A 10,984-nucleotide genomic window follows, 5' to 3' on the forward strand; every position below is an offset into this window, starting at 1 on the left:
TGTGCCTGTGACTCTGTTCCTGAGAGGTATCTGCTAGGTGTTTGGCACGTCTGTTACGTACGCTCCTGCGCGTACTTTCAAGGCCGAGAAGGCTGTCTCTGCCGATGGTTCCGTCCGCTGGGTCATCGCGTCCGACGAGTACGAGCTGCACTCGGAGGCGAGTGCCTATTTGGCGTCGCTGCGGTCACGGGACCGCTCGATCAACACGGAGCGCGTGTATGCGGGCCGGGTCGCGCTGTACCTGACGTACTGTGCGGCCAACGGCCTAGACTGGGCCGCGCCGGGCTTCGCTGCGCTGTCCCGTTTCCTGCACTGGCTGGTGGAGGAGCCACTGCCGTCGCTGGGGCGCCAGAAGCGAACGGAGCCGCGTCATCGCTCGAGGACGACGGCGAACCAGATCCTGACCACGGTCGGTGAGTTCCTGCGGTTCGGCGTCCCGAACGGGTGGGTTCGGCCGGAGACGGCCGCGATGCTGTCGGAGGAGAAGTACCTGTCGTTCTTGCCTCCGGGGTACAGCGCGGGTGAGGACGGCCAGTACCGCGTCATCAACGCGAAGACCATCAAGTTCAACGTCGCGGTGCCGGGCTATGAATGGCTGAGCGACGAGCAGTTCGAGCAGCTGGTCAACGTCACGACCCGGGCCCGCGACCGCTTCCTCGTCTGTCTGCTGGGGGCTACCGGAATCCGGATCGGTGAGGCTCTGGGCCTGCACCGGCAGGATATGCATCTGCTGTCCACCTCGGCCTCGCTGGGCTGCCAGGTGCTCGGCCCACATATTCACGTCCGGCGTCGGCAGAATGCCAACGGCGCCCTGGCCAAGTCCCGTATGCCGCGGTGGATTCCCGTGGATGAGAACCTGGCGTCGCTTTACGCCGAGTACTCCTATGAGCGGGAGCATATACCCGAGGCCGCCGACTGCGACATGGTGTTCGTCAACCTCTTCCGGGCCCCGCTCGGCAAGCCCATGAGTTACCCCAACGCCAAGGACCTGTTCGACCGCCTGGCGGTCAAGGCGGGTTTCGCGGCTCGCCCGCACATGCTGCGGCACACTGCCGCGACTCGATGGATCCGCAGCGACACCCCCCGCGATGTCGTGCAGAACCTCCTCGGTCATGTCTCGCCCTCCTCCATGGATCCGTACGTTCACGCCACTGAGGCCGACAAGCGAGCCGCCGTCGACCGTCTCGCGGCCAAGCGCCGCCAGGAGGTGAAGGCGTGAACAGCAGCCTCGCGTCCATTACCCCCATCCCCTCACGGCCTGCGGACGACGACCGGCTCGAGCAGTGGCGGATCTTCCTCGCCGGGAAGATCGACCCGGCCTGGCGAGATGGCGAGTGGGACAGCACGACCTGGCTGTTCACCGGCGACCTGGACAACCCGCACACCGCCGCCTATCAGTGCTGCACTCCCTCATGTCTCACGGTGCTTCCGTCCCCGCACAGCAGGTGCCAGTTCTGCAAGGAGGCTCTGCAGGACAGCGGTATGAGCGAGGCGGAGTTCGACGCCAGCTACAGCCGCGACCCGCAGCGATACCTTGTCTATACCCGGCCAAGCCAGTGCATCGCCGGCATCAGCGCAAACCGGTGCCGCCGCTCGGCCGCCAGCCGAGGGCTCTGCCGCTCCCATCATGCCCGCTGGCACCGGGTATTCCGCCGCGATGCCTTGGCAGACACGGACGAGAATCTCGTCGAATGGGCCGCCAGGGTGCCGGGCCTGGACGCCGCACCGTCCTGCATCGTCAGCGGCTGCCCGCTGGACGGTGTCGTGAGTTCGGGCCTCTGCGGCACCCACTACGAGCGGTGGAAGAAGGCGATGTCCCAGTCCCCGGAACCGGTGCCGGCGGAGACCTGGGCGGTGACCGCGGTCCCGTATCTGACGGGAGCACAGTTCTCCCTGGCCGGGCTCAGCCCAGCGGTGCGGCTGGAGATACTCTTCGGCCTGCAACGGCGTGACGCCATCGCCGGAAGAGTCGTACCACGGGTCATCCGGTCACTCGCCACGAGACTGACCAGCTTCCCGAGCCTGATCCTGGGCGCGAGCGAGGCGGAGGTCATGCAGGCCATCGAGGGCCAGACCAACGGCATTCACTTCTGCGGCCAGACACTGCGCTACCTCCGCATCGCCTTCGACGAGTTCAACGGCATCGACCCCACCCAGCGTCCCGTCTGGGACGTCGCAGCACTGGGCATCGCCTCCGCCACCAAGCGAGGACGCCGACGCTCAGGAACCATCGATTTCACCCAGATCCGGCAGCCCTGGCTCCGGGAGGTGACCATGGAGTGGGCCCGCAGCACCCGTCCCACCGCGCATCGGCTGTCGGTCCGGCTCACCGCCTGCACGCACGCCTCGCGGGCACTGTCAGTACGCCCCGGCGAGGGCATGGACGCCTCGGCCATGCAGTTCGCCGACATGACCGCGATCGCCGACTACTTCAGCACCCTGAACAGGGCTGACGGCACCGAGTACACCAGTAAGTACCGCAGCGGCCTGCTGACGGGCTTCTGGCAGGTCCTCGAATTCGGCCGCCAGGCCGGACTGATGGATGACGTTCCCGGCGGATTCTCCCGCCACAGTTCGCACCGGATCGTCGAGGACGATCCGAACGAGGACGACATCGGCAAGGCGATACCCGAGTCCGTAATCCGTCAACTCGACGCCCACATCGATCAGTTGGCAGATGGGGCAACCTACGGTGCTCTGGAGCCCGCTGACATCAGGAAGCTGTTCCGCACGATCTACATGCTGCTGCGAGACACAGGCCGCCGCCCTCGCGAGATCGCATCGCTGAAGGTGGACTGCCTGGAGCACATTGACGGCGACTACAACCTCATCTGGGACAACCACAAAGGTAAACGCCTGCGACGCCGGCTCCCGATCGACTCCGGCACCGTGAAGACCGTCCAGGACTGGCTCGACGTGCGCAGGCGGATGCCGCGGAGCGAGCACGGTGGCCGCTATCTCTTCCCTGCCCCGACCGATCGAAGCGCCGATAGGTACATCCCCACACTGGCGATCTCCAGGGTGATTCGTCAGTGGGCCGACGCGATCCCGCACCTGGACTCGGAGGTCCTAGACAAGGACGGCACCCCGCTGCCATTCGACCGCTCGTTGATCTATCCCTATGCCTTCCGGCATTCATACGCCCAGCGACATGCGGACGCGGGCACTCAACTTGACGTGCTCAAAGAGCTTATGGATCACCGAGACGCCTCGACCACCATGGGCTACTACAAGGTGTCCTTGAAGAGGAAGCGGCAGGCCGTGAAGACGATGCGACTGCACGTCGTCGACCGCTCCGGACTCCCGGCCCCAATGGCGTCCAACATCTCCTACGAGCGACGTTCCGTCGCGGTCCCGTTCGGAGGCTGCGTCGAGCCTAGCAACGTCAAGGCGGGAGGACATGCCTGCCCGATCCGCTTCCAGTGTGCCGGATGCGGCTTCTACCGTCCCGATCCCTCCTACCTGCCCGCGATCGAGGACCACATCCGATCGCTGAAGGCCGACCGGGAAACCGCCGAAGCCATGGACGCCGAGGAATGGGTCGTGCGCAACATGGCCGAACAGGTGGCGTCATTCAAGGACGTTGCCGAGCAGATGAAGGAACAGATGGACAAGCTGGACCCCGCCGAGCGGGCCGAGATCGAGGAAGCGAGCAAGATTCTTCGCAAGACTCGGGCCGCGAACGGCCGCACCACGCTGCCACTGACCGTCATCCAGCGTCAGGAGCCCGGCGCATGAGCGTCAAGCGCACCCCCGCCGAAGTCCTCGTCGACTCCCGTCGGCGCGACAGCCGCCGCAAGCGAGCCAAGGTACTCGAGACCGTCGATGCCATGGTCAGCAGCGACCAGCCGGTGACGTTCGCGGCAGTGGCGAAGACCGCGGGAGTGTCGAACTGGCTCGTCTATGCCGATGGAGTACGCGAACACATCCAAACGGCAAGAGACAAGCAAGCCGCCCGAGTTCAGCGTGGTCGCCTTGCTGGCACTGCGGTCAGCGCAAGCGGCCTGAAGACCGACTTGGAGCTGGCTCGTCAGGAAATCGCGTTGCTGCGGGCCGAGCGAGATAAGCTCAAAGGCGCCCTGCAACGTCAACTCGGCCAGCAGCTCGACCAAGTGGCCGCTGGCGACCTGATCGCCCGGATCAACGAGCTGACCCAGCAGAACCAACGGCTGATCGCTGAGCGGGACGCCCTTGAACGGGAAAAGGCTGAGCTTGAGGCAAAGCTCGCCGAGACAGAGGAAGATCTCGGGGCCACCCGCACCAGCCTCCGCAGAATGATCCGCGCGGAAAACACATACCGGACCGAGTGAACGAAGGTGGCCGGTCCGCAATCTTGCCTGACCGGCCACCTTGTTCTTCCAGCACCGCTACCTGAAGCGCTCGCGGGCGGCCAAGCAATACTTGCACTCCGAACGAGAGGGAGGGAGGAGTGGCTAATCTCCGTATGTTCCCGCACTAACATTGCCCCCGTAGGGGAGATGAAGATTCCCGGAAGGGAACCGAAGAACCGCGCTGGTATCACCGGCTTTCAATGCCGGACCATAGACGATGCGTTCCGTTCTCCCGACAGCATCGATCGCTTCCTGGACTTCGCCCACAGCCTTGCCAAGGTCTCTGCCATTCTGGGCCACGCCTTCTCCCCGGAACCACTGATCTACCAATTCCCCAATTTCACCCATTGCGAGCTGCTCAAGCAGTTCGAACGGAGCAATTCCGGGGAATTGAAAGTCTCTGACTTCCACCTTGCTGATTAGATATCGGTCGGGGGCGACAGACATCCAGGCGTGGGCCTGGACGGCTCCCTCGTCCACCAGTTTGGTGCAGAAGAGATCCGGGCACGGGGCAGGAAGACGACCGGCATAGCAGTGCTCTCGAAGTGCCTGGCGGACTCGGAGATCCGTCGCGCGGAACGTCACCCTTCCGCTGGCGTCAAACTCAAAGAAATTCTGTATGTCAAACGACTCATCGAAGGGGATATCCCCGCGCTCTTGAGTCTCATGGAAGGACTCCGACAGATAGAAGGCATCTGTCAGATAGGTCAGCACTGGCCAGCATCCGATCTTTCGTGCAAAATTACTGGTGATTCGCAGTAGCGGCAGACCGGCGCGAGCGCACAGATCATTCTTGAGTCGGTCCCGTTCGCGAGTCCTATGGTCGTTCCAATGCTGCCTGCCATCCAACTCCACAGCGAAGCGGCCCAAACCCGTGGCGGTGTCGACCATGAGAAAGTCCAGATGAGCACGTAGAGCGTACGATTTGGCCCGTCCGCTCAGATCGTCCATACCGTCAATGTCGATAGCATCCGCCAAGCCAACCTTGAGCATCAAGCGGTCACCGTGCTCAGCCGCAGTCCGTTGGAGCATCTGATCCGCAGCATCCTCATACCTGTTAACGGTGATCGACCGAATCCCACCCCGAGTAGTCATCCTTCCCTTATACCAGCGGAGACAGCGCGCCCGGCCGTAATCGCCCAAGTCAGGGAGTGCGCCGCGGCCCCTGCCTCCATCACAGGTGCTCAGGACCCGCCGTGAGTGACAGCCGCGCCCGAGGGCTACTCACTGATCGGTCCTTGATCGGCGACTGCCTCCATGCGGGGTGCCAGTCCGCTCGGGGGTGCGCCCCGCAGGGGAACGTGCCTCACGTAACAGACAGAGGTATGGGCTATCTACCTGTGCGTTCGCTTGACAACTCTAGATAAGCCTCGCGCAGCGCTACTACCTCCAGGCGTACCAATTGACGAAGGAAGCCGGCGACGATCTCCATCAGGCGTTCATCCTGCGCATCCTGGCGCACAACGGAATGGACATCCGGCGCCCGGAACACACGCTCGACCTGGCGGACGCCGCGCTTGAGCGCGCCCGGCGCGCGGACCCCTGCACCCTGGCGTTGTTCGAGGTCACCCGGGCGCGGGCACTGGCGAACGCGGGGCGCCGTCCGGAGGCGACCGCCCAACTGCGCCAAGCCCAGGACCGCGTCCTCCGCGGCGACGAGGCCGAACTGCCGCACTGGGCCGCGTTGTGGGGATCGGCCCGCGCCTGCATCAGCTCGCACAGCGCGAAAACCATGGTGGCCATGAAGGATCACGCGGCAGCGGAACGGCATTACGCGATCTCCGCCCGCTCCCGCCCGTCCCCCGAATACACCCGGATCACGGCTCTGACCATCGCCGCCCAGGGGCGGGAGCAGGCGCGGCAGGGCCACGTCGAGCAGGCATGCGCGACATGGGACAGAGCACTGACGATGCTGGACGGGGTGCGGTCCTCCCGTGCGGCAGACGCGGTCTCGGGAATGCGCAGGACGCTGGGCCCGCTACTGCGCCGCGGTGCTCGCCGGGCGGCTGAGCTGGACGAGCGGGCGCGGGACTGGCAGCTCTCACACGTGTGATCCGCGCCCACACGGACCCGCGCGGACGCCGGGGCCGTTCACGCGTGCGTGACGATGTCCGCCAGCTCGTTCAGTCCGGTGATCGACCAGTCCGCCGCCGCCCGCACGTCCGGGGCATCCGCCCACAGGTGCCCCCAGGGGCCGCGCCGCAGGTGGGCCGTCAACAGGCCCGAGTCGCGCGCGGGAAACACATCGTTCGCCGGGTGATCACCTACATAGAGGACTTCGCGGGGTTCCGCCCCCGCGAGATCCACCACCCGGCGGAAGAAGTCCTCATGGGGTTTGGCCACCCCCCAATCCCCGGACACCGCGACCGCGTCCACCGGCAGGGCCAGTCCTCGCAGCAATGCCCCCGCCCGTGACGTCTGGTTGCCCGCCACGGCCACGCGTACGCCGAGGCCGCGCAACGCCGAGAGAGCGGACCGCACGTCGTCGTACAGATCGCTCTCCTCCAGCGACTCGCCGTGTCCTGCTGCCTCGCGTGCCGCGTATTCCGCGTTCAGATCGATGCCCGGCCGCAGGAGTCGGACGGCCTCCGCGTTGTCCTCGCCGCGTGCGACCACGGCTCCGACCAGAGCGGACAGCGTGTGCCGTGGCACGCCGAGCCAGTCAGCCCACGCCGCCCAGTACCGGTCGTCGCGGACAAGCGTCTCGCCGATGTCGAACGCCACGCACTTGATCACCGCCACAGCGTAGAGGCGCGCGGCACACGACGAACGTTTCGCCCGACCCGACGCCCGACCCTCCGCGACCGGAACCGACGGGATCGGATTCCGCCCGTCGAACGACCGCCCGCCGGTCACACCCGGATACAGGACGCGCACCCGGCGTTGTGGGGAACACTCAGGGCATGCAGGTCGCCACAGCACCTACCGCCGTCGGGGGGAACATCGCCGTCCAGCGCAAGGCGCGGGAACTCTCGCAACAGGCGCTGGCCAACCGGGCGAAGATCTCCAAGTCCCTTCTCGCGAAGATCGAGATCGGCGACCGGGCATGCCGTCCAGCCGTCGCCGCCTCCATCGCCGCCGCGCTCGGCGTCCCCCTCACCGTCCTCTACGGCCAGCCCTACGCCGAATCCGCCGACCCCCAACTCATCGACGCCCTGCGCTCAGCCGTCCGACGGCACCGGCACCCGGCCGTCACCGAAGTGCGCGCCGACCGGCTGACCGCCGACATCGAGGCCGCCTCCCGCATGCGCGCGTCGACCGACTACGCGCGCCTCCTCCCGGTACTGCCCGGACTGATCGCCCGGGCCGTCGCACACGCACACGACACACAGGACCCAGCGGCCTGGGAACTGCTGGTCGATGCCTACAGCTGCGCGTTCACCGTCGCCCACCGGCTCGGGTACCCGGATCTCGCCGACCTCGTGGCCGCCCGGCAGGAGTGGGCGGCCCACCAGAGCTGGACACCCGTCGCGCAGTTGGCCGCGGCCTGGACGGAGGCGGGCTGCTACCAGTCGGCGGGCGACTACCTCGAAGGGCTCGCCGTCACCGATCGGGCGCTGACCGCCATGAGTGCCACCGCCACCGACAGCGTCGCCGGTGTCGTGGCCGCCGGGTCGCTGCACCTCCGCGCCGTCACCCTGGCCTCCCGGGCACGGGACGAGGCCACCACCAGGTACCACTTGGAGAAGGCCGAACGACTGGCCGGGCGCCTCCGCGACGCCGACGTGTACCGGCACAACTTGACGTTCGGCCCGGGCAACGTCGTGCTGCATGAACTCGCCACTCACATCGAGCTGGAACGCCCGCGCCGCGCGGTCGCGATAGTGGGCGACCTCGTCGGCGTCTCTCTCCCGGGACTCGCGCCGACCCGTATCGGGCACCTTCATATCGACGCGGCGCGCGCCCACTTGGCGGCGGGCGACCGTGACGAGGCGCTCCAGTCGCTGCTCCGCGCACGGGAAGCGGCGCCGCAGATGGCGCGGATTCACCCCATGGCCCGGGAGGTGCTGCGCGTCCTGGTGTCGCTGCACCGGCGGTCGAAGCCGGAACTCGCGATACTCGCCAAGTGGGCGGGACTCCACGAAGCGTGACGTGGCGGGCCCGGCGAGCGCTGCCGTGCAAGGGCCGGGGCGGCGCCTTCCGCCTCCTCGTTCATCCCGGAACGGACCGCCGTTCGCGCACCGGGCCGGTCAGGATGTGCATGAGGTACTCCAGCGGCCCGCGACGGGACCACGGCCGCCAGAGCAGCGCGCAGACCGCGGTGACGGCCACGAAGACGGCCAGCACGGGCAGTCGGCGGTCCAGTTCGCCCGCCATGAAGAACTCGATGGCCAGCAGGTGGCCGGTGTACGCGCTCAGCGACATACTGCCGATCGCGATCAGGGGGGCGGCCGGGCGGCGGGCGTCCGGGCGGCGGGCGAGCAGCAGGAGCGCGGCGGCTATCACGCAGATCGCGACTCCCGCGTTGCCGATGGTCGCCGGTGTGGTCTCGGTGTGCGGGGCGGCGACCAGGAGCCAGGCCGGGTCGTCGCCCGGCTGCGTGAACCCGGCCTCGGACCACCAGGCGCTCGGCGCGCCGGTGGTCCGCACGATGACGGGGAAGAGCTGCATCGCGAGCCACGAGCCTCCGTAGCCGAGGACCGCGAGTGCGGCGCCGACGCGCAGGAGCCGGGCGCGCACCGCCGCCGAGGCGAGGTCGAGGCGGCCCAGCGCCATGCCCGCGAGGACGAGCGGCAGCCAGGCGGGTATGGGGTAGTTGCCCGTGATCAGCAGGTCGATGAGGCCGTCCCCCTCGACCCCGCTGAGCGGGTCGAGTTCGTCCACGGCTCCGGCCCAGTCGGCGAGCCCGCCGGTTTCCGTGTACGTCAGATCGCGCAGCACGAAGAGCAGTTGCGGGCCCGCGAGCGCCGCGACCGCGGCGGTCACCGCGAGCGCCCGCGCGGACAGCCGGGCGAGGGGCAGGGCCAGCAGGAGGCACAGCCCGTAGTACGGGAGGATGACCGCTATCGGCGTGTCCATCCGCGTCAGCAGGGTGCCCAAAGCGATCAGCACCGCGGCCCTGATCACGACCCCGGCGGCGGCGCGCGCTCCCGCCGTTCCGGTCCTCGGGGTGGTGCGGCCGGTGAGAAAGGCCAGGGTCACGCCCGCGAGCACGGCGAACAGCGCCGAGGAACGTCCCCTGCTCAGCTCCGCGAAGAACGCCGCGCCGCCGCCGTAGGCGGGGTCAGGTGCGAGATGCGCGGTGAACATCCCGATCACCGCGAGCCCGCGGGCCAGGTCGAGCCCCACGAGCCGGGCCGTGGACGGCGATTCGGCGGAACGCCCGCGGATTCGAGCCGTTCCGGGGTTCCCGCTCATACACCATCAGCCCCTGCCGTCCGACGTCACGAAGCCGCGGCCCACGGGCTGCACGGGCCGTCAGCCGGCTCCCGCCCCGAGCGTCCCCCTTGCGCCGCCCCACCACGGTAGTCGGCGAGGGCCCCGACCCGGCCGATGGCCGGAGCCGGCTCGGGGCCGCCTGTGACCAGACGCGTCCGCCCCACCCTGGAGGCATGACGCAGAACGCTCCCGCCCGGGGGCCCTGCGCGGGCGGTGTGGCGGGAGCAAAGTGGAGCCGTTACGGCTGGTCAGCAGCTGTATGGCCCGAGGTGCCTGGCGCCTGACGTGACCCGTAGCCGGGAAGCGCTCGTCTGACCTCAGCTGCGCCCGGAGAAACGGCGGACGACCGGCTCCAGGTAGTCGGCGTGCGGCCCGGGCAGACCGGCCAGTTCGTCCGGTGAACGCACCAGGGCAAGCCCGTCGAGCTCAGGTTCACGGCCCTCGGCGCGCTCCGCTGCCGCAGCAGCGGTGAACGTAGCGCGCAGCGTTGCCTCGGGAAGGGGCGGCGCCAGGTAGGTCAGGCCGACGCTGCTGTGCTTGCCACGGGTGACCACCCACAGCCTCAGGGTCTCGGAAGCCACGCTGATCCCCACCTCCTCGACGAGTTCCCGCGCGGCCTGGCCGGCCAGTGCCGACTCGTCCAGCAGCGCCCCGCCCTGGGGAGGCTCCACCGATCCCCCTGGCAGCTGCCAGCGGCCCGGGGTGGCCGTGGAGGGCGACATCCTCGCCACCAGCACACGGCCGTCGTCAGCCGGCTGAATCACGTTCACGAACAACGAAGGCAGCGCGGTGGCACCGGGAACGCGACGCAAAGCGTAATGCCGGTACGTCACACGTACCCACGACAGCCGCAGGACGCGCGGCCCCGGCTCCAGCCCGGCACATGCCACCACGGGCCCGTCGAAGAGAGCAGGGTTGGCCCGCACCGCCAAGTCCCACACCCGGTCCCGGGCCTCGGCGTCCCGGGTCGACACCGGCGGCTCCGCGGCTTCGGCCAGCAAGACCCGTTCGACCTCGAAGAGCTCGATGCCCGCGGGGGGCAGCGTCTCGGTCACCGGCCCATCGTAGAGTCCGCTGCGGCCCTCGTGCCTCGCCGTCCGAAGCGATCGGCCGACCACCTGGGAGAACGGACCGTCCCCCGTTCAGCCCGGCCCCCAGGGCGGTGCACCGATCTCCAGGCCGAAGCCCAGACCCAGCTACACCTCGCTCTCGGGTCGGACGTGGCTATGGGACAGCGAGGTCAGGGCGCGCCGGTGGGCTGGGGTGAGCAGGCC

Annotated in this window: 9 protein-coding genes; 5 read left to right on the forward strand and 4 right to left on the reverse strand. The window is 68.1% G+C overall.

Annotated features, from left to right (window positions below):
• Nucleotides 1–37 precede the first annotated feature (37 nt).
• The 3 genes from LC193_RS11105 to LC193_RS11115 are packed head-to-tail and all read left to right on the forward strand — an operon-like array spanning nt 38 to nt 4,310.
• Nucleotides 38–1,219, forward strand: coding sequence for a tyrosine-type recombinase/integrase (locus LC193_RS11105; protein ID WP_226073705.1), 1,182 nt, complete (start codon nt 38–40; stop codon nt 1,217–1,219).
• A complete protein-coding gene (locus LC193_RS11110) occupies nt 1,216–3,738 on the forward strand; it encodes a tyrosine-type recombinase/integrase (protein ID WP_226073707.1) in 2,523 nt (840 codons plus the stop codon). The genes LC193_RS11105 and LC193_RS11110 overlap by 4 nt, the downstream gene beginning before the upstream one ends.
• Nucleotides 3,735–4,310: a DUF6262 family protein gene (locus tag LC193_RS11115; protein WP_226073709.1), complete on the forward strand. Its 576-nt coding sequence runs from the start codon at nt 3,735–3,737 to the stop codon at nt 4,308–4,310. The genes LC193_RS11110 and LC193_RS11115 overlap by 4 nt, the downstream gene beginning before the upstream one ends.
• A gap of 123 nt (nt 4,311–4,433) precedes the next feature.
• On the opposite strand, the gene LC193_RS11120 is transcribed toward LC193_RS11115, so the two are convergent.
• Nucleotides 4,434–5,426: a DUF2726 domain-containing protein gene (locus tag LC193_RS11120; protein ID WP_226073711.1), complete on the reverse strand. Its 993-nt coding sequence runs from the start codon at nt 5,424–5,426 to the stop codon at nt 4,434–4,436.
• A 307-nt stretch (nt 5,427–5,733) separates the two neighbouring features.
• On the opposite strand from LC193_RS11120, the gene LC193_RS11125 reads away from it, so the two are divergent.
• Nucleotides 5,734–6,384: a hypothetical protein gene (locus tag LC193_RS11125; RefSeq protein WP_226073713.1), complete on the forward strand. Its 651-nt coding sequence runs from the start codon at nt 5,734–5,736 to the stop codon at nt 6,382–6,384.
• Between the two features lie 38 nt (nt 6,385–6,422).
• Here the strand turns inward: LC193_RS11125 and LC193_RS11130 are convergent, their stop codons facing one another.
• Nucleotides 6,423–7,064, reverse strand: a complete 642-nt coding sequence (locus LC193_RS11130) for an HAD family hydrolase (RefSeq protein ID WP_404819530.1) — start codon at nt 7,062–7,064, stop codon at nt 6,423–6,425.
• Between the two features lie 170 nt (nt 7,065–7,234).
• On the opposite strand from LC193_RS11130, the gene LC193_RS11135 reads away from it, so the two are divergent.
• Entirely contained in the window at nt 7,235–8,422 is a 1,188-nt protein-coding gene (locus LC193_RS11135; RefSeq protein ID WP_226073716.1) for a helix-turn-helix domain-containing protein, read from the forward strand.
• A gap of 61 nt (nt 8,423–8,483) precedes the next feature.
• Here LC193_RS11135 and LC193_RS11140 read toward each other — a convergent pair whose 3' ends face one another.
• A complete protein-coding gene (locus tag LC193_RS11140; protein ID WP_226073718.1) occupies nt 8,484–9,689 on the reverse strand; it encodes a heparan-alpha-glucosaminide N-acetyltransferase domain-containing protein in 1,206 nt (401 codons plus the stop codon).
• Between the two features lie 338 nt (nt 9,690–10,027).
• Entirely contained in the window at nt 10,028–10,765 is a 738-nt protein-coding gene (locus tag LC193_RS11145) for an NUDIX hydrolase (RefSeq protein WP_226073721.1), read from the reverse strand.
• Nucleotides 10,766–10,984 lie beyond the last annotated feature (219 nt).

The sequence above is a fragment of the Streptomyces marincola genome (assembly GCF_020410765.1).
In the GTDB taxonomy this organism is placed as follows: Bacteria; Actinomycetota; Actinomycetes; order Streptomycetales; family Streptomycetaceae; genus Streptomyces; species Streptomyces marincola.

What these genes read in the sequence shown, in the direction of transcription:
- LC193_RS11120 (WP_226073711.1), bottom strand. Translation starts at nt 5,426, where the DNA reads ATGACTACTCGGGGTGGGATTCGGTCGATCACCGTTAACAGGTATGAG.
- LC193_RS11115 (WP_226073709.1), top strand. Translation starts at nt 3,735, where the DNA reads ATGAGCGTCAAGCGCACCCCCGCCGAAGTCCTCGTCGACTCCCGTCGG.
- LC193_RS11140 (WP_226073718.1), bottom strand. Translation starts at nt 9,689, where the DNA reads ATGAGCGGGAACCCCGGAACGGCTCGAATCCGCGGGCGTTCCGCCGAA.
- LC193_RS11135 (WP_226073716.1), top strand. Translation starts at nt 7,235, where the DNA reads ATGCAGGTCGCCACAGCACCTACCGCCGTCGGGGGGAACATCGCCGTC.